The following is an 18,681-nucleotide window of genomic DNA, read 5'->3' as shown; positions in this document are numbered from 1 at the left end:
TTTTTTTATCGAAACCAATTTCCTATTGAATGAAACATTCTTCCGAAGAAAGTGCGTTTTTTGCAAATTCCACCAGTTACAATTGTTTGATATAATTTTTCTGAATCAATTGAAAGTTTCATTTTACAAATATAATTATTTGATTTAGTTATAATTATTTCAGATGTTTCATAGCCGTTGTAAGAAATCAATAAATAATCATTTTTTCTTGCAAGAATTGAAAACTTACCATCAAAATCTGTTTGAACACTTCTCAAAGAACTTTTTAAAGAAACTTTTGCATTGAGTAAAACTAATCCAGTTTCGTCATAAACAATGCCATTAATTAGCTTTTCGATTTCATCTGAATTTTCAATAGAATCAGTCAAAACCTTTTTATCAGTTTGTTCAACTTTTATGGTTTCTTGCGATTGAACTTCGTTGGTTCCAAGTCCTAGAAAACTAACAATAGCTGAGGTAGCGGCTACCCAAATGGAGCTTTTTTCTTTGCGAATATGCAAATCTCTATTTAACTGAGAAGTAGTGAATCGTCCGCAAAGTTGTTGGTCTTTGTTATAAGCAACTAGAATTTCTCTATCAGATGCAGTTGTAAAATCAAATACATTCTTTTGGCATAATTGACAAAATCGTCCTTGTTCCAAAGGTGTCATTTCTAACCAATTTTCTTGGCAAGGCTTTGGAATAGTGATTTTGGTTTTACTAGCCATAAAGTTTTTATTTGTTTATTTTTATCTCAAACATTTTGTCCCAATTTTTACCAGTTACAAACAATGTTTTGGTTTTAGGATTGTAGGCAATTCCATTTAAAACGTCAGTGTCTGGAAGTTTTGTGATTTTATTTTTTAAATCAGAAAGATTAATAATTGCTTCAACGGAACCATTTGATGGATTAATAATTACAACAGCGTCTTTTCCATAAATATTACTATAAATCTTTCCATCAATCCATTCCATTTCATTTATACTTGGAATTTTTGTGGTTGAAGAATAAACATTTACATAATCAAGTTGTTTAAAAGTAGCTGGATCTATAATGTGAATTCGCTCTGAACCATCATTCATGTATAGGTTTTTACCATCTGTTGTCAATCCCCAGCCTTCCATTGTTTTGAAATAAGGAAACGTTTTTTCTTTCACAAAAGTGTCAGCATTGTAAACATATGCTTCATTATTTTGATAAGTCAATTGATATACTTTATTGTTCAAAATAGTAATTCCTTCTCCAAAAATGTTTTCTGGAAATTCTATTTTTTTATAAACTTTTCCTGTTTTATAATCTGTTTTTCTCAAACTTGAAACGCCTCTAATTCCCGTTGAATTTCCAGCTCCATTTCCAGTTCCTTCATAAAGAGTATCTCGGTAAAATTCTAAACCTTGCGTATATGCGGATGTATCATGCGGATAGGTGTTTATAATTGAGTAACTAATCAATTTTGGTTCAATATCTGAAACAACTTCAATTCTAGTTGAATCTTGCTCAATTTCTCCATCAAAATAAGTAGATGCTTTTATGCTATGATAACCTAGTTTTTGATCTTTTAATGCAAATGAAAATTTAGCTGTTCCTTTACTTGAACCTATTCTGATGTCATCCATATTGTAAACAACACTATCAATTTTTTCCGATTTTGGATTCAAAATTTCTAATGAAAGTTGGTCTTTTTGGAAGTATTGTGCTTTTAATGCATTTTCATTTATGCTAAATAAATCTTCTTTCTCATCATTACAACTTGTAACAAAAACGGCTAATAAAATGACTACTAATAGGTTATAATTTTTCATTTATTCTTATAATTTTAAACTTCACAAATATATTTATAAAGCTGTTAATTTCTTGCAAAAATATAAAAAGATTGTATCTTTGCACCGGCAAGTCCTACACGACCAGCTCCTGCAGACTCCTCCAGGATGGGAACATAGCAAAGGTATGTGGTTGTAGCGGTGCGATGTAGGTCGCTTGCCATTTTTTTATTCCGAACTTGATTCGGAATTTTTTATTTATATTTGATTTTAAATTTTAACTTTCCTTTGATGAAATTATCTTGGCAACTTGTTCAACTAAATTTAAAGGAAACATTTTCAATTGCTTACGGAAATTATTCTTTCAGAGAAGCATTAATTATTTCATTGCAACAAAACAATTTTTCTGGCTATGGCGAATGTACTGCAATTGATTATTATCAAATAAATCTAGCCGATTTTGTTCAAAAATTAGAATTGATTCAAAGCCAAATTGAAAATCAAAAAATCATTCATCCAACTGAATTTTATGTTTTTCTTCTAAAATTAGAATTACCAAGTTTTCTGCGATCAGCTCTTGATTGTGCTTACTGGGATTTATTTGGAAAGTTAGAAGACAAAAGTTTTTTAGAATTAAATTCGATTGAAATAAAAAATCTTCCAGAATCTTCCATAACGATAAGTGTTGCACCAATTGAAGAACAAATTAAAAAAATTAAAGCTTCTTCGTGGAATAAATTCAAAGTAAAATGCAATGGTTTTAATCAAAATGAAATTCAATCTTTATTAAAATTAGATTATCAAATTGCTTTAGATTCTAATGGAAGTTTTAAAAAAGAAGATTGTAGTTGGCTTGAAAATCAAGAAATAGTTTCAAAATTTTTATATTTGGAACAACCAATGCAAAAAGGTTCGGATAATTACCATTCACTGCACGCTGATTTATATGCTAATTGGATGGCAGACGAAGATTGTCAAGATGAAACGAGTTTGGAAAAATTGAAACCGTATTATAAAAGTGTCAATATCAAACTTGTAAAATGTGGAGGCTTGACACCAGCATTGCAAATGATAGCCAAAGCCAAAAGTCTTGATTACAAAATCATGATTGGATGCATGACAGAATCAACAGTTGGAATTTCGGCAGGTGCAGTTTTAGCGCCATTATGTGATTTTGCCGATTTAGACGGCGCAAATTTGGTAGCAAATGACATTGCAAACGGAACAAAAATTGTAAACGGAAAAATTCAATTATCAGAAAAACCAGGATTAGGAATAATTATCATTTAGTTGGAATTGAATAAAGAGCATAGAATATAGAATAAAGAAAATAGAATAAAGAAAATAGAATTTTAAAAATTGTGTATAGATTTTATCTTGAACTATCTATTTTCTATTCTCTTTTTTCTATACTCTTAAAAACATAAAAATGAAAAAAGTTGTACTTATAACAGGTGGTTCATCAGGAATAGGAAAATCTATTGGAGAATTTTTACACAACAAAGGTTTTATAGTGTATGGAACAAGTCGCAATCCTGAAAAAATAACCAATTCAGTATTTCCGCTATTAGCTTTAGATGTTAGGAATGTTGAAAGTATTCAGAATGCAGTTGCCGCAATAATTTCAAAATCGGGTAGAGTAGATGTAGTGATTAACAATGCTGGTGTTGGTATAACTGGCCCAATTGAAGAAATTCCAACCGTAGAAATCAAAAATAATTTTGAAACCAATCTTTTTGGACCAATCGAAGTTATGAAAGCTGTTTTGCCACAAATGCGTTCTCAAAAATCGGGTTTAATTATCAATATTACTTCGATTGCAGGTTATATGGGCTTGCCTTATCGCGGAATTTATTCAGCATCCAAAGGCTCTTTAGAACTAATTACCGAAGCTATCCGTATGGAAGTGAAAGGTTTTGGAATAAAAATTACCAATGTTGCACCAGGTGATTTTGCAACCAATATTGCGGCAGGTCGTTATCATGCGCCAGTCATCAAAGGTTCTGCTTACGAAGTTCCATATGGAAATACGCTCAAAATGATGGATGAACATGTTGATAGTGGAAGTAATCCAAATGAAATGGCAGAAGCAATTTATAAGATTATTCAAAATCCAAATCCGAATGTTCACTATAAAATTGGCGTTTTCATGCAGAAGTTTTCTATAGTTTTAAAGAGAATTTTGCCTGATAAAGTCTATGAAAAAATGTTGATGAATCATTATAAGCTTTAACAATTGCAAAAATCAAATTCAATGGCAATATCAATCAGTATATTTTATTTTTACAATTGATTTTTGCAATTGTCATTGCTATTGAATTTTGAATTCGTAATTTTGCATTTTATATAAAAACACAACTCACATATTATGAAATTTTTTATTGACACAGCCAACTTAAACGACATTAAAGAAGCACAATCACTTGGAATTCTTGATGGTGTAACAACCAATCCTTCGTTGATGGCAAAAGAGGGAATTACTGGAAAAAACAACATTTTAAAGCATTATGTTGACATTTGTAACATTGTTGATGGCGAAGTTAGTGCCGAAGTAAATGCTGTTGACTACGATGGAATGATTAAAGAAGGTGAAGAATTAGCCGATTTGCATCCTCAAATTGTAGTTAAACTTCCAATGACAAAAGAAGGTGTAAAAGCATGTAAATACTTCACCGATAAAGGAATTAAAACTAATGTAACGTTAGTGTTTTCAGCTGGTCAAGCACTATTGGCAGCAAAAGCAGGTGCAACTTTTGTTTCTCCTTTTATTGGACGTTTGGATGATGTTTCTACAGACGGTTTAAATTTGATTCAAGAAATTAGAGAAATCTATGATAACTATGGTTATGAAACGCAAATTCTAGCAGCTTCTGTTCGTCATACAATGCATATTGTAAATTGTGCCAAAATTGGAGCAGATGTCATGACAGGACCATTATCGGCTATTTTAGGATTGCTAAAACACCCACTAACCGATATTGGATTAGCACAGTTTATTGCTGATTTCGAAAAAGGAAACAAATAAAAGTACTAGGTACGAGATACAAATTACGAGGAATAAAAAAGCGATTTTCATTTTTTGAAAATCGCTTTTTTTACTTTATACTCAAAACTTCGTAACTCGTACCTATTTAAGTTCTTCTTCAAATTTCACATCAAAAATGTTGGTAAAGGCATTTTTTATCAATCCTTTTTTATCTAAAATTATAGTGCGATGTACTTTGGTTATAGCCCATTTTTCTTTTAAATCTTCAAAATCGGTGCATCGATATTCTGAAATTCCGTTGAACTTGTACTTTGCTAATGTTTTTGTCCAAGCTTCTTGATCTTTGTCAAGATTGACAGCAACAAACTGATAATTAGGATATTTTTGTTTTAATAAAAGTAATTTTTTGTGAGTTGCTTCTAAATGTGAAGATAATTTTTGTGTCCAAAAGAAGATAACAGTTTCTTTGGTCGAAATTTTATCACTCGAAATCATTTTGCCATTTGCGTCGATAAGATTCACAATTGGAAGCTCAAATTTTGGACGTAATAACTGAATGGCATTTCCAATTTTTAGGATTTCGTTTTTATGACTTTTATCGGATGAAAGTTTATAATATTTATCTATAAAAATGTTATTATTCACCACATTTTGATCTTCTAACAAATATTGAAAGGCAATATTATTTAGAATTTTATTTTTTACTTTTTCATTTTTGATAAGCGTATCAACAATGTTTAATTTATTGATATTGGTTTTTAATTCTTTGTCAACATCAGTTAAATGATTGTGATATAGTATTGTAGCTTTGTTGTTTAGCATGTGCGAAACATACATGATAAACGGTGCATAATCAGAAAATTGACTTTCATTAAAATTTATTTCCTTTCTAAAAGCATAATAATTTTCAGGAATTTTTTCGTAAACATCTACTCCAGTTCTTACTCCATGAACTTTTGGATAGAGTTCTTTTTTGGTATAATAATTAAAATCTAGAGCTGCTTTTGCAAACTTATCAAAATCTTCACTCCATTTAATTTCTTCTTTTTTGCTTTCGTAAAATCTAGTATTTGCTTTTTGAGTAGAGTCTATTTTTGTATTGAATTTATCAAAATCATATTCAAAAAGGGAAAACATAGTGTTTTTATCGGCTTCGTTTTTCAAATATAATTCCATTAAGAAATTATTTTTTTGATCACCACGACCACAAAAAGCTAGTGAATTATCAAAATCTTTTGCATCAATATGAACCATCAAACTATCATTTTTATCAAAATAAATATATTGATATTCAGGTTCATTTTTAAAACTATATAAACCTGGAGCAAGTGAATCAAAAGAAAAGAAAAATCGATTTTTTTCGTCAAGTTTTACACTATCAATTACTTCAGAATCTTTCAAAAAAAGTATATATTGGCTTGTTGGATTGGTTACTTCACCACCAAAATAGGCTTGATATTCTTTTATGTCAGCTGTTTTTTTACAGGAAAAAAACGTTGAACACACTGAAATAGTTGTAATTACAATAAATTTTAATTTAATAAAATCGGTCATTTTTGCTATCATCTTAAAACAAATATATTCTGTTGAAATGATTATTTCTGTTAAGGCATCGTTAAAGTTAGTAATACCAGTAATTTAGAAACTTTCTAAAATAATAATTTGAAAAAAAACGAATAGTTTTTAGTGTAAAGCAGTTGTTGAAACTACCTCTATTCCTTTCAAGTTCAGTTGAATATGTCTGTCGTGAGCTTTGAATGCATACTCACTAATGACTTCTAAAATATCATAATCTATAAAATTACAATTGGTACCATCAATAGTCAAAATACTGTATTGTGGAATTTGATCAAGTACTTTTCTGAATTTCACTTTGTTTAAAAAAGACACATTATCGTTCAAGTTGATTGTAAAAACTTCTGTTTCATGTTGTTTGGTTTTAGAAACTTTATAATCTGCTTGAAAATTATTTTGAATGATAAAATACAGCGAAATTGACAATCCGATTAAAACACCAATTAACAAATCGGTTGCCAAAATAAAAATAATTGTAATGATAAATGGAAAAAATTGCTTCCAACCTAAACTAAAAACATTTTTGTATAATCTTGGTTTGGTCAAATTGTAACCTGTTATCAATAAAATTGCCGAAAGTGAAGCATACGGAATCATATTGAGAGCAAAAGGTAAAAATAGAACCGCTAAGAGCAAAAATAATCCATGTGTAAAGGCAGAAAGTTTGGTTCTGGCTCCAGCATCAACATTGGCAGAACCACGAACTACAACAGCTGTCATCGGAATTGCTCCTAGCAAACCACATGTTAAATTACCAATTCCTTGCGCCAAAAGTTCTCTGTTTACGGGTGTTATTCGATTTCTTTTGTCTAATTTATCAACTGCTTCAACACATAATAAGGTTTCAAGTGAAGCTAATAATCCGATTAGAATTCCGGCTTTCCAAATTTCAATATTTGAAAATAATTTTGAAAAATTCGGAAAAGTTATATTGCCAAAAATATTATCCGGAATTGCCACAAGTTGTGTTGGTTTTAATTGAAAATTTCCAGATAAATTAGAGAGTACAAAATTTATTGCAACTCCAACCAAAACCACTAAAAGTGGCGCAGGAATGACTTTTAAATTTTTCGCAAATGATTGATTAAATAAAATCAAAATTGCTAATGAAACAATAGAAATGATAATAGTTCCTCGAGTTAAATGCTCATTAAAATTTTGAATATTTCCTGGAATATTATTGGCAGAAAAAAGTTGGGTAAAACCTCCAGTCCAAAAATCGGGTTGATTGTATCCTAAAGCAATAGGAATTTGTTTTGAAATCAGCATTATCCCAATAGCGGCAAGCATTCCTTTGATAACGGCAGATGGGAAATAATTGGCGATTAAACCCAATTTGAATAATCCTAAAACAATTTGAAAAAGTCCAGCAACCATTACCGCTAGCAAAAAAGTTTGAAAATCACCAAGTGAAACAATCGAAGCAGCGACCAAAGTTGTCAAACCAGCTGCTGGACCAGAAACACCAAGCTGTGAACCACTAACAACAGAAACTAAAATTCCACCAATAATTCCCGATAAAAGTCCCGAATATAATGGTGCTCCAGATGCTAATGCGATTCCTAAACATAAAGGTAAAGCCACCAAAAAAACAGATAAACCTGCTGGTAAATCATGTTTGAACCAAATGAGTTCGTAGTATTTTAATTTTCTGTTCATTTCTTCAAAATGTACTGCAAATGTAGTCAGTTTACGTGCATTCGTTTATGATAAGTATCATTTAATGCATTGGTCCCAAAGTAAAATTCGCAGTGCAAGCACTAAAACCAATTACAAAAGCTATTACTGAACCAATAATTAGTTTTAAACCTAACTTTTTCTTGCTTTCAATAAAAAGAAAAACGATTCCAATAAAAAATACAGCAACGCTTATCATTTCAATAATTATGGCAGCAGAAACTATAAAGTCACCCCAATTGTTAAATCCTAACATACTTCAATTTTTATAAGTTATTAATTGCGTTTATTTTTTCTCTAATTGCTTCAATTTTGTTATCTCGATAAAATAAATTCATCGTTTCAAAAGGCACAATTTTATAGCGTTTGTCAACAATATGAACGCATGATTTTTTTACAGCTCGAACATCAAAATCGTTGGCATCCATAAAGTTCATAATAATGATTCTGAATAAGTTATCATAATGCAAATTATCCGATTTGACTCTTGGTAAACAGCACATCAATTCTCCAAAAGTATCTTCGGCACAATCAACCGAAATTCCGGTGCTGAACATTGTTATTAAGTGATTTTTCAAATCTTCATCGTTTTCATAAACAATGGTATTCTTGGTTGTGTTTAATAAATCTTCAGGATTCAATAAATTAGTCATTGGAATAACTTGATCATCAATTTTCAACGCATAAGCCATGCACAAAGCATCAGGATTACAAGGTACAGGAATTAAATCTTGTGGTGTAAAAATTGGATATTGCTCATAGATTTTTCTTCGAACTTCGGTTAATGTAATTCTTCCAGTTTCATCGTCGTAATTATCAGTTCTTCCAGCCACTTGTGTAGGTTGAAATGTTACACCACGCACACATTTTTGTTTCACAGCATATTCAAGAATTTTACCAATTTCATCATCATTTTCGCCTTTTTGCAAAGTAATTACTAAAGTTGTAGAAAGATTAAAATGATTCAAATTTTCAATAGCTCTCCTGCGAACTTCGGTTAAATCTTCGCCACGTAATTTTTCTAAAACTTCTGGTTTGAAACTGTCAAATTGCAAATAAATTTCGAAATCGGGCATATAGCTTGCCAATTTTTCTACGAATGAAATATCTTTTGCAATACGAATTCCGTTGGTATTTAGCATCAAATGCTTGATTGGTTTGCTTTTGGCAATATCCATGATTTCAAAAAACTGCGGATGCACCGTTGGTTCGCCACCAGAAATTTGAACCACATCGGGTTCGCCTTCATTGGCAACTATTACATCAAACATTTTTTCAATTTCTTCCAACGTTCGGTGTCGCCCGTAATTTGGTGCTGAAGAAGCATAACAAGTTGGACAAGCCAAATTACATCTATCAGTAACTTCTACAATCGACAAACACGAATGTTGCTCGTGGTCGGTACACAAACCACAATCATAAGGACAACCATAATGCACTTTGGTATTAAATTTCAAAGGAACTTCCGATTGCTTGTTGTAATTTCTAATTTGTTTGTAATATTCCACATCGTCTGCAATCATGGAACGCATATTGCCGTGGGTTTTGCAATGTTTGAGCATCCAAACTTTTTCGTCTTGAAATACAATTTTGGCATCGACCAATTCTAAACAAGTTGGGCAAAGTGATTTGGTGTAATCGTAGTATATGTAAGGTCTATTTGGCATAATTAAATAATCGTAAAATAAATTTATAATAGTAAATAAATATAAAAATCGCACTCCATTGAATACTACTCAAATATAAGAATAAAGGTTGATATGGCTTGAAAAATTCAACGGAAAATCGATACAAAAAATATAAAACCATGAATAATTTAAATCGGTCACCATTTACAAAATCCATATTTTTAATTCTTCTGAAAAGAAAGAAAAGCAACACCATATAAATCATTTCATATAAAGCCACAGGATGTCGTAACTTTCCGTCGCCAAGATTCATTCCAGTGAAAAAAGTAGTTTCTATTCCGTAAGTTGCTTCGGCAATTCCCATCGAAAAACAGCCTATTCTTCCAATAAAAAGCGCAACTATTATCGGAATTACATAAATATCGCCAGAAGCAATTTTTACTCCAATTATCTTTTTGATAATTTCTACACCAAATAAGCCACCCAAAAATCCGCCAGCAACGGTTTTGTTTTGGTAAAAAGTAAGCCAAGTTTGATTTGCAATTTCAGAAGGATTTTCGAGCATAGCAATCACTCTCGAACCGATAAGCGCACCAATCATAGCACCTAACATAATCCACAAACGATTGATGTCGGAAATGGAATCTGTTATTCTTTTTTTGTGGTAATAATATAAGCGAACGCCAATGAAAAATGCCAACGTTTCAAAAATAAAATGGTAATGAACTTTTTCGCCAAAGAAATCAAATTGAAAAGGAAAGGTCATAAAGGTTTGTAAATTTTAGCTAAAGTAGGATTTTTAATTTGATTGTGAATATGGATTTATTTGACCTATTTTTTTTTATTCAATAGATGAAAATTTCCAACAACTTAAACTTAAATATAGCTTGATAACACAATATTAATTAGTATTAAAATTTCTTGCAACCTTTAAATGCTTGTTTTTTGTTGTTTATGAACAAGATTGCGTACAAATAGGTTTGAAAAAAAACTAATTACTAATCACTAAAAACTAATCACTAATGCTTACTTTTGCACCCAAATTAAAATACCTAATTCATGTTAACAGTTAATAATTTATCAGTTCAGTTTGGCAAAAGAATCTTATTTGATGAAGTAAACACAACCTTTACACAAGGTAATATTTACGGCGTAATTGGAGCAAACGGAGCTGGAAAATCTACTTTTTTAAAAATTATTTCGGGCGATATCGATCCAACTTCTGGTCATGTTCATTTAGAATCTGGAAAAAGAATGTCGGTTTTGAACCAAAATCACAACTTGTTTGACGAACATACAGTTCTCGAAACGGTGATGATGGGAAATAAAGTATTGTTTGCTGTAAAACAAGAAATGGATCAATTGTATCTTGATTATACTGATGAAAATGCCGATAGAATTGGAGAATTGCAAGTTCAATTTGAAGAAATGAATGGCTGGAACGCCGATTCTGATGCGGCTGCGATGTTGTCAAATCTTGGAATTACCGAAGACAATCATTACACGATGATGGCTGATTTGGATGGTAAATTGAAAGTTAGAGTGTTGTTAGCACAAGCATTATTTGGAAATCCTGATGTGTTGATTATGGATGAGCCAACCAATGACTTGGATTTTGAAACCATTGCTTGGTTAGAAAATTTCTTGGCTAATTATGAAAATACCGTAATTGTTGTTTCGCACGACAGACACTTTTTAGATGCTGTTTGTACGCATATTTCTGATATCGATTTTGGAAAAATAAACCATTACTCAGGAAATTATACTTTTTGGTACGAATCTAGTCAGTTGGCAGCAAAACAACGTGCGCAACAAAACAAAAAAGCCGAAGAAAAGAAAGCCGAGTTAGAAGAATTTATCCGTCGTTTTAGTGCGAATGTTGCCAAATCTAAGCAAGCGACTTCTCGTAAAAAAATGATTTCTAAATTGAATATTTCTGATATAAAACCATCAAGTCGTCGTTATCCTGCAATTATTTTTGACCAAGAGCGTGAAGCAGGCGATCAAATTTTGAATGTGCAAAATTTGAGTGCTTCTGTTGATGGCGAAACGTTATTTTCAGGAGTTGACTTGAACATGGCAAAAGGTGATAAGATTGTTTTGTTCTCAAAAGACTCAAGAGCAACTACAGCTTTTTATGATATTTTAAATGGAATTCAAAAAGCCGATTCAGGAACGTATGATTGGGGAGTTACAACTAACCAAGCTTATTTACCAGTTGATAATCATTCTTTTTTTGAAAACGATTATTCATTAGTAGATTGGTTGCGTCAATGGGCTAAAACCGAAGAAGAGCGTGAAGAAGTAAACATACGTGGGTTTTTGGGTAAAATGATTTTTTCTGGAGAAGAAGCATTAAAAACAAGTCGCGTATTATCAGGTGGCGAAAAAGTGCGTTGTATGTTATCTAGAATGATGATGGAAAGAGCCAATGTATTAATGATAGACGAACCAACCAATCACTTAGATTTGGAATCGATTACGGCTTTCAATAACTCATTGAAAAACTTTAAAGGTTCTGTAATTTTCACAACACATGACCACGAGTTTGCACAAACTGTTGGAAATAGAGTAGTGGAGTTAACACCAAAAGGAGCAATTGACCGTTACATGACTTTTGATGATTATCTTGATGATGAAAAAGTACAAGAATTAAGAAAAACAATGTATAGTTAAATAAAAGCACAAAAAAACAAATCCCAAATTCCAATTTTAGGAGTTTGGGATTTTTTTATTGTAATTTGGGTTTTGAAATTTGGAATTTTTCCAATCTATTTTCCATCTTTATCAACAACAAGTCTGTCTTTTCTATTTGCGATTTCCCACGCTATTGCAAATGCAAGTTTTGTTCTTTTGGTTAAAGCGTCAAATTCAATTTTTTCTACGTCATCGGTTGGTTTGTGGTAATCGGCATGTGTTCCGTTGAATAAAAATACAGATGGAATTCCGTTTTTAGCAAAATTGTAATGGTCTGAACGATAGTAAAAACGGTTTGGGTCTTTACGGTCGTTGTATTTGTAGTCTAATGTTAAGTTCGTAAACGTTTTATTTACGTTTTCACATATATTGAATAAATCAGTAGACAAATAATCGGAACCAATAAGGTAAACATAATTATTTGAATCTTTATGAAAATCATCTCTTCGACCAACCATATCAATATTAACATCGGCAACGGTTTTTGCTAAAGGAAATAAAGGATTTTCAGAATAATATCTAGAGCCATGAAGTCCGTGTTCTTCGCCTGTTACATGTAAAATTAATACCGAACGTTTTGGTCCAAAACCATCATTTTTTGCTTTTTGAAACGCTTTTGCAATTTCGATTAGAGCAACTGTTCCCGAACCATCATCATCGGCACCATTGTAAATTTCGTCATTTTTTACTCCAACATGATCATAATGTGCCGAAACTACCACAACTTCATCTGGTTTTTCAGAACCTTCAATATAAATCCAAATATTTTCTGAATCATTTAGCTTTGGACTAAATCCTTTTTTCATGAATTCAGAAGGCACTTTTTGATAAAAATTGGTTGCACCTTTTGGAAAAGAAAGTCCATTGGCTTTATGCTGATTTATAATATATTCACCCGCTTTTTTTTGTCCTAGTTCGCCAGTATTTCTGCCTTGCATTTCATCGGAAGCTATAATAGTCAAATTGGTTTTTAAACTTTCAGATGAAATGACATTTATGTAATTGTTCTCATCAAAAACTTTTGTTTCGGATTTTTTTGGTTCTACATTTTTAGAAGTTGAACATGAAATCGCTAAAAATGATATAATTAAAAGAGTTATTTTTTTCATTTTAATGAATTGTTACTAATGTATATAAAAAGAAAGCGACAAGTAAAATTATTATAAAAATCATATTGATAAAAAACAAGATTGAACTTTTTATAAAAGAAACAATCCTAGTTTCGCCATAAAAACGATGATGCGCTGGATAAAAGTAATAGAACATCCATAGATAACCCACAAACGAAATTATGATTTCAATAACAGAGATAAATTGATTTTCTCCGCAAGAACTTATGAGTTTTCGCAGCACAAACATGATCAAATTTATTAATAATAAAAAAGAAAAATAATGCAATGTAAAGATGCCATGATCAAAATAATACCATCTTTTTTTGCTATGGAAAAGCCATAGTAATAATGCAAAAATTGGCATGTAAATCAGTAACACTTTTGGAAAATTACTTTTAGCAGAAGCGATTCCTGTCTCAATAATTTGCTCTTTTGTATTTTCTTTTTTTACTTGAAGTGTTTTTTTGGTAATCCAATAGGTAAAAGCATCTTCTTTATCTTCTTCTTTACCATATTTCTGAACAGAATCAAGCTCTTCAATTGAATTATATCCAAAATTTATAAAACCATCTTCAGCTTCCTTTTCGACTTTTGATTTTTCTAAAAGGCTTAATATTGTATCTTTTGTTGATTTTGAAACTTTACTATTTTTTAGTAGTTGTTGAATCTCTTTTTCTTCTTTAGTAGGCTCTTTTTTTGCATCTTCGACAGCTTTTATGCTATCGTAATTGTAATATTCGTTTTTATCATCTTCATCTTCAAAATCATCATTAGTATTGCCTATACCTTCTTTACCTATAACTAAATGTTTTTTTATTGAAATATTTTTATTTGTTGAAGCTTCTTTTTTTTCTTTTTGTAATATTGAATCTTTAATGTTTTTTCCTGGTAAAACCGCAATTAAGAAAAAGGTCAAAAAACTAATAAAAATATACAATCTAATCGGGGCTAAATAGGACATTCTTTTGCCCGATAGATATTCTTTTGTAAGTGCAGAAGGTTTGAAAAGTAAATTTCGAATTGTTTTCCAAAAGGAATTTTCATAATGCGTCAAATCTTCAAAAAAATGAAAAAATAGTTCATGAAATGATTTTCGACTGTCAGTGTTTTCTTGACCACAATTAGGACAAAAACGTTCTGCAACAACATGATTACAGTTTAGACAAGTCTTATCAATACGAATTTTACTTCTGGACATAACGTTATTGATTTAAGCTAAAAAAGATTTTACTTCACTATTTATAAAAGCCAATGCAGTACTACTTGGCGATGGTCTATCAAAAGTATCGTTCAAAATGGTTTCACGAAGTTTATCGGCATTTTCAATTTTTTCGCTCATACTCGTTTTTCTAATCATTTGAATAGTCGCATTTTTTGCCGTCATAACAATAGTCCAACATTCCTCAGAAACGTAAATTTGTTGTGTCAAATTATGTTCAAATTCTTGCTCAATTTGGGCAATAACATAATTTTCATAATCGTTTTTATTTTGCGAAATCGGAGCAATTCTAATCAATAATTTGGTCGGATTGATTCTTTCCATAAACAACGTTAATCTTTCATAAGCTTGTAAACGCAAGGGTAAAGCATCTTTTTGATTTTCTTTCATCAATAAGAAACGTCTTCTGTTATCTTCATTTACAACAAATTGTTGAAAGAAATAATAGGCAACAGCTCCAGTAATCAAGGCTGGTAAAGTGTAAAAAGCTAATTCGATGATTTTTTCGGTATTCATAAATAAAGATGTAATTAGTAATTGTTGACAAATATAATAGAATAAACTATAAAAATATATTGCAATTTGAATGTACTAAGCTTAATTTTGGATTTTTATTTTCATTTCTATGCAAAAGTACATTAGTCAACTTAACGATGCCCAACAAGAACCAGTTTTACAAAAAGACGGACCAATGATTATTATCGCTGGTGCAGGTTCTGGCAAGACGCGTGTTTTGACTATACGAATTGCCTATTTGATGAGCTTGGGTGTTGATGCCTTTAGTATTTTGGCACTAACATTTACCAACAAAGCGGCTCGCGAAATGAAAAAACGTATTGCTGATATTGTCGGAAACAACGAAGCCAAAAACCTTTGGATGGGAACTTTTCACTCTGTTTTTGCTCGAATTTTGCGTTCAGAATCGGACAAATTGGGCTATCCTTCAAATTTTACCATTTATGACACGCAAGATTCTGTGCGATTGATTTCGGCGATTATCAAAGAAATGCAGCTGGATAGAGATGTTTACAAACCCAAACAAGTTCTTGGTCGAATTTCTTCTTATAAAAATTCATTGATAACTGTAAAAGCCTATTTCAATAATCCAGAATTGCAAGAAGCTGATGCGATGTCAAAAAAGCCGAGATTAGGCGAAATTTATCAAAATTATGTGGATAGATGTTTCAAAGCTGGAGCAATGGATTTTGATGATTTATTGCTGAAAACCAATGAGTTGTTAAATCGTTTTCCAGATGTTTTAGCCAAATACCAAGATCGTTTTCGCTACATTTTGGTCGATGAGTACCAGGATACCAATCATTCTCAATATTTGATTGTGCGAGCTTTGTCTGATAGATTTCAAAATATTTGCGTAGTTGGTGATGATGCACAGAGTATTTATGCTTTTCGTGGTGCGAATATCAATAACATTTTGAATTTTCAAAAAGATTACGAAAATGTAAAAACCTACCGATTAGAACAAAATTACCGTTCGACAAAAAATATTGTAGAAGCGGCCAATAATATCATTGATAAAAATAAAACCAAATTAGAAAAAGTAGTTTGGACAGCCAATGATTATGGAAACAAAATAAAAGTCAACCGAAGTATTACCGATAGCGAAGAAGGCAGATTTGTAGCCAGCACTATTTGGGAACAAAAAATGCAAAACCAGTTGATGAATGGGCATTTTGCGATTTTGTATAGAACCAATGCGCAATCAAGAGCGATGGAAGATGCTTTGCGAAAACGCGATATTCCGTATCGAATTTATGGTGGTTTGTCTTTCTATCAAAGAAAAGAAATTAAAGATGTTCTTTGTTATTTGCGATTGGTTGTAAATCCGAAAGATGAAGAAGCATTGATTCGTGTTATCAATTATCCAGCTCGTGGAATTGGTGATACAACTGTTGAAAAACTGACGATTGCCGCCAATCATTACAAGCGTTCTATTTTTGAAGTAATGCAAAATATTGAAAAAATAGATTTGAAATTAAATTCGGGAACCAAACAAAAATTGCTTGATTTTGTTACGATGATTCAAAGTTTTCAAGTAATAAATGAAAATCAGGATGCTTTTTTCTTGACCGATCATGTAACCAAAAAAACAGGTTTGGTGCAAGAATTAAAAAAAGATGCTACACCAGAAGGAATTGCTCGTATTGAAAATATTGAAGAGTTGTTGAATGGTATAAAAGATTTTACCGAAGGTCAAAAAGAGGTTGATGGCGCTCGTGGTGCATTAGCTGAATTTTTGGAAGATGTAGCACTGGCAACAGACTTAGACAAAGATACTGGCGATGATGACAGAGTTGCCTTAATGACAATTCACTTGGCAAAAGGGTTAGAGTTTCCTCATGTTTTTGTGGTTGGTCTAGAAGAAGATTTGTTTCCAAGTGCTATGAGTTTGAATACCCGAAGTGAATTGGAAGAAGAACGTCGTTTGTTTTACGTTGCTTTAACGCGAGCTGAGCAACAAGCTTATTTAACGTATGCACAATCGCGTTACCGTTGGGGAAAACTAACAGACAGCGAACCTTCTCGATTTATCAATGAGATTGATTCTCAATATTTAGAATATATAACGCCAGAAGAAACCAATTATCGTTACAAACCAATGATTGATACCGACATTTTTGGTGATATTGATAAATCGAAACTACGATTGGCAAAACCAACTTCGGGAACGCCACCAAAAAAATATGGTGAAGAACCAACAGTAACTATCAGAAAATTAAAACCACTAAATTCAGGAAGTCAATCAAATAATAACTTGTTTGATAGCGGATTAACTGTTGGAAATGTCGTAATGCACGAACGTTTTGGAAAAGGCGAAATCTTAAACTTAGAAGGAGCAGGCGCCGACAAAAAAGCCGAAATCAAATTTGAAGTAGGCGGTATCAAAAAGCTATTATTGCGTTTTGCTAAATTGGATGTGATTGGTTAGAATTTATTTTTAATAAAATCCACCATTCTGTTATAAGCATCAATTTGATCATTTATTGCCCAATCACCGTGACCACCATTGTATAAATAAAATTCGTTGTAAACGCCGAGTTCATTTAATTTGGCATGCATATCTTGACCTTGTGTAGTTGGAATCAATGGATCTGCATTTCCATAAAGTAAAATGGTTGGTTGAGAATTTGCAGTTGCTCTGTGAAAAGGACTAATTTGTTGATAAAAGCCAATGTTTTCTGAATAAACCAATCCAGTTGCCGATTGAAACATAGCAACCATAAAAGGATTTGAAGTATAATTTACATCCGTAAAATTTGTTGGGCCAACGATACTGCAAACAACTTTTATATCCGAATTATAAGCATAACTGTATAACATTGACAAATGAGCACCAGCACTTACACCTATAAAACCAAAATCATCCGAAATTTGATAATCTTCTGTTTTTAGTTTTGTAATGACACTTTCAATATCGTCAATTTGCATTGGAAAAGCTGGGTTTCCAGTGGTTGCTAATCGGTAATTTATATTGGCTATTGCATATTCTGGTAAATACTGTTTTACGATATCAACGGCATAATTCATATCTGCTTTGTCACCTTCAATCCAACCACCGCCATGAACAAGAATCAATGTTTTGGTATTTGTAGTTCTATTGGCAGGAAGATATAAATCGAATTTTTGCTGAACATTATTTCCATAACTAACATTTAAAATCGTTTTTGCATCCAAGTTTTGATTTATAGTTTCCTCTGAATTACAGGAGAAAAATAGAAGTGCAATAAATCCGAAAAAAAGAAATTTAATTTTCATAGGTTGCGTATCTTTGTAATAATAACGTAAAAATAGATGTTTTAATATTTTACAGCAAACAAATGAGTCAGTTTATCAAAATATACGAAGACAAACCAAACGAAGCGGCTGTTAAAAAAGTAGTTGAGATTCTTAGAAATGGTGGTTTGGTTATTTATCCAACCGATACGGTTTATGGCTTAGGATGTGATATCACCAACCATAAAGCATTGGAAAAAGTCGCTAAAATAAAAGGAATCAAATTAGAAAAAGCCAATCTTTCTTTCATCTGTT

General features: G+C 31.6%; 17 protein-coding genes and 1 other RNA gene. 7 read left to right on the top strand and 11 right to left on the bottom strand.

Annotated features, from left to right (window positions below):
- Nucleotides 1-5: 5 nt before the first annotated feature.
- Nucleotides 6-707, bottom strand: a complete 702-nt coding sequence (locus tag O9267_RS05440) for a carboxypeptidase-like regulatory domain-containing protein (protein WP_298176935.1) — start codon at nucleotides 705-707, stop codon at nucleotides 6-8.
- 7 nt (nucleotides 708-714) lie between these two features.
- Nucleotides 715-1,782, bottom strand: a complete 1,068-nt coding sequence (locus tag O9267_RS05435; RefSeq protein ID WP_298176933.1) for a glutaminyl-peptide cyclotransferase — start codon at nucleotides 1,780-1,782, stop codon at nucleotides 715-717.
- An 85-nt stretch (nucleotides 1,783-1,867) separates the two neighbouring features.
- On the opposite strand from O9267_RS05435, the gene ffs reads away from it, so the two are divergent.
- From ffs to fsa, 4 genes are all read left to right on the top strand, one after another.
- Nucleotides 1,868-1,966, top strand: an RNA gene (gene ffs / locus O9267_RS05430) — signal recognition particle sRNA small type.
- A 65-nt stretch (nucleotides 1,967-2,031) separates the two neighbouring features.
- Nucleotides 2,032-3,030: an enolase C-terminal domain-like protein gene (locus O9267_RS05425; RefSeq protein WP_298176930.1), complete on the top strand. Its 999-nt coding sequence runs from the start codon at nucleotides 2,032-2,034 to the stop codon at nucleotides 3,028-3,030.
- A 139-nt stretch (nucleotides 3,031-3,169) separates the two neighbouring features.
- A complete protein-coding gene (locus tag O9267_RS05420; RefSeq protein WP_298176928.1) occupies nucleotides 3,170-3,973 on the top strand; it encodes an SDR family oxidoreductase in 804 nt (267 codons plus the stop codon).
- Nucleotides 3,974-4,108: 135 nt separating this feature from the next.
- Complete coding sequence (gene fsa / locus O9267_RS05415) at nucleotides 4,109-4,765, top strand: fructose-6-phosphate aldolase (RefSeq protein ID WP_298176926.1); 657 nt, start codon at nucleotides 4,109-4,111, stop codon at nucleotides 4,763-4,765.
- A gap of 102 nt (nucleotides 4,766-4,867) precedes the next feature.
- Here fsa and O9267_RS05410 read toward each other — a convergent pair whose 3' ends face one another.
- The 5 genes from O9267_RS05410 to O9267_RS05390 all read right to left on the bottom strand — a co-directional run bounded on the left by O9267_RS05410 (nucleotide 4,868) and on the right by O9267_RS05390 (nucleotide 10,372).
- The gene (locus O9267_RS05410; protein ID WP_298176924.1) at nucleotides 4,868-6,280 is read right to left on the bottom strand and encodes a thioredoxin-like domain-containing protein; all 1,413 of its coding nucleotides are present in this window, start codon (nucleotides 6,278-6,280) and stop codon (nucleotides 4,868-4,870) included.
- A 129-nt stretch (nucleotides 6,281-6,409) separates the two neighbouring features.
- Nucleotides 6,410-7,960, bottom strand: a complete 1,551-nt coding sequence (locus O9267_RS05405; protein WP_298176922.1) for a SulP family inorganic anion transporter — start codon at nucleotides 7,958-7,960, stop codon at nucleotides 6,410-6,412.
- Nucleotides 7,961-8,021: 61 nt separating this feature from the next.
- On the bottom strand, nucleotides 8,022-8,234 hold the full coding sequence (locus O9267_RS05400; RefSeq protein WP_298176920.1) for a hypothetical protein: 213 nt from the start codon (nucleotides 8,232-8,234) through the stop codon (nucleotides 8,022-8,024).
- A gap of 10 nt (nucleotides 8,235-8,244) precedes the next feature.
- Nucleotides 8,245-9,645 (bottom strand): radical SAM protein, encoded by a 1,401-nt coding sequence (locus O9267_RS05395; RefSeq protein ID WP_298176918.1) that lies wholly within the window; start codon nucleotides 9,643-9,645, stop codon nucleotides 8,245-8,247.
- Nucleotides 9,635-10,372, bottom strand: coding sequence for a prolipoprotein diacylglyceryl transferase family protein (locus O9267_RS05390; protein ID WP_298176916.1), 738 nt, complete (start codon nucleotides 10,370-10,372; stop codon nucleotides 9,635-9,637). The genes O9267_RS05395 and O9267_RS05390 overlap by 11 nt, the downstream gene beginning before the upstream one ends.
- A 293-nt stretch (nucleotides 10,373-10,665) precedes the next feature.
- On the opposite strand from O9267_RS05390, the gene O9267_RS05385 reads away from it, so the two are divergent.
- Nucleotides 10,666-12,282, top strand: a complete 1,617-nt coding sequence (locus O9267_RS05385; protein WP_298176914.1) for an ABC-F family ATP-binding cassette domain-containing protein — start codon at nucleotides 10,666-10,668, stop codon at nucleotides 12,280-12,282.
- A 95-nt stretch (nucleotides 12,283-12,377) separates the two neighbouring features.
- Here O9267_RS05385 and O9267_RS05380 read toward each other — a convergent pair whose 3' ends face one another.
- The 3 genes from O9267_RS05380 to O9267_RS05370 are packed head-to-tail and all read right to left on the bottom strand — an operon-like array spanning nucleotide 12,378 to nucleotide 15,150.
- Entirely contained in the window at nucleotides 12,378-13,412 is a 1,035-nt protein-coding gene (locus tag O9267_RS05380; RefSeq protein WP_298176912.1) for a M28 family metallopeptidase, read from the bottom strand.
- A gap of 1 nt (nucleotide 13,413) precedes the next feature.
- Entirely contained in the window at nucleotides 13,414-14,613 is a 1,200-nt protein-coding gene (locus tag O9267_RS05375; RefSeq protein ID WP_298176910.1) for a DUF3667 domain-containing protein, read from the bottom strand.
- A 12-nt stretch (nucleotides 14,614-14,625) separates the two neighbouring features.
- Complete coding sequence (locus tag O9267_RS05370; protein WP_298176908.1) at nucleotides 14,626-15,150, bottom strand: hypothetical protein; 525 nt, start codon at nucleotides 15,148-15,150, stop codon at nucleotides 14,626-14,628.
- Between the two features lie 109 nt (nucleotides 15,151-15,259).
- Between O9267_RS05370 and O9267_RS05365 the strand changes: the two genes are divergently transcribed.
- Nucleotides 15,260-17,581 carry a UvrD-helicase domain-containing protein gene (locus O9267_RS05365; protein WP_298176906.1) on the top strand — a complete coding sequence of 774 codons (2,322 nt, stop codon included), beginning with the start codon at nucleotides 15,260-15,262 and terminating at the stop codon, nucleotides 17,579-17,581.
- On the opposite strand, the gene O9267_RS05360 is transcribed toward O9267_RS05365, so the two are convergent.
- Nucleotides 17,578-18,408 (bottom strand): alpha/beta hydrolase, encoded by an 831-nt coding sequence (locus tag O9267_RS05360; protein WP_298176904.1) that lies wholly within the window; start codon nucleotides 18,406-18,408, stop codon nucleotides 17,578-17,580. The genes O9267_RS05365 and O9267_RS05360 overlap by 4 nt on opposite strands.
- 62 nt (nucleotides 18,409-18,470) lie before the next feature.
- Between O9267_RS05360 and O9267_RS05355 the strand changes: the two genes are divergently transcribed.
- The coding region (locus tag O9267_RS05355; protein ID WP_298176902.1) for a Sua5/YciO/YrdC/YwlC family protein at nucleotides 18,471-18,681 on the top strand (211 nt) is incomplete at its 3' end.

Source organism: Flavobacterium sp. (assembly GCF_027531705.1).
Taxonomy (GTDB): Bacteria; Bacteroidota; Bacteroidia; order Flavobacteriales; family Flavobacteriaceae; genus Flavobacterium.
Note: the sequence above shows the minus strand (reverse complement) of the source record. Positions and strands in the feature narration are given on the sequence as shown.